This is a genomic window from Pseudomonas tremae (assembly GCF_001401155.1).
Lineage (GTDB): Bacteria > Pseudomonadota > Gammaproteobacteria > Pseudomonadales > Pseudomonadaceae > Aquipseudomonas > Aquipseudomonas tremae.
Map to the genome: position 1 here is coordinate 1 of NZ_LJRO01000170.1, position 573 is coordinate 573.

Consider the following 573-nt stretch of genomic DNA (forward strand, 5'->3'; position numbering starts at 1 on the left):
TACGTCCGCAACAAGAAGGCGTAAGCCAGACGGCGTAAAAACCAGCACCAAAGGCGACCCCGGGTCGCCTTTGTGCTTTCTGCGGTTCAGCTTTTAGCGGTAACGACCATCTTTTTGGCGTGCGCCAGAGATTCCTTGGTCAGGTCAATACCCCCCAGCATTCTGGCCACTTCTTCTATGCGCTCGGTCTTGCTGAGTTTGGAAACCGCCGTACGCGTGGCGTCGTTGTCGCGGACCTTGTGCACAAACAGATGCTGATGGCCCTGCGCGGCAACCTGCGGCAGGTGGGTGACGGTCATGACTTGCCCGCGCTCGCCCAGACGACGCAGCAATTGCCCCACGATCTCGGCGGTCGGCCCGCCAATGCCCACATCGACTTCGTCGAATACCAGCGTCGGCACCCGCGAGGTTTGTGCAGTAATGACCTGAATCGCAAGGCTGATGCGCGACAGCTCGCCACCCGACGCGACTTTCGCCAGCGCTTTCAGTGGTTGGCCGGGGTTGGCGCTGACCAGTAGCTCTACCTGCTCAAGGCCGTGAGGCGACGGTTCTACGCTGGCATTGGCTTTAAGG

Annotated in this window: 1 pseudogene; it reads right to left on the bottom strand. The window is 60.4% G+C overall.

The features are described from left to right. Positions 1–86: 86 nt before the first annotated feature. Positions 87–573: pseudogene (locus tag ALO43_RS12145) on the bottom strand (DNA repair protein RecN); the annotation flags it as partial.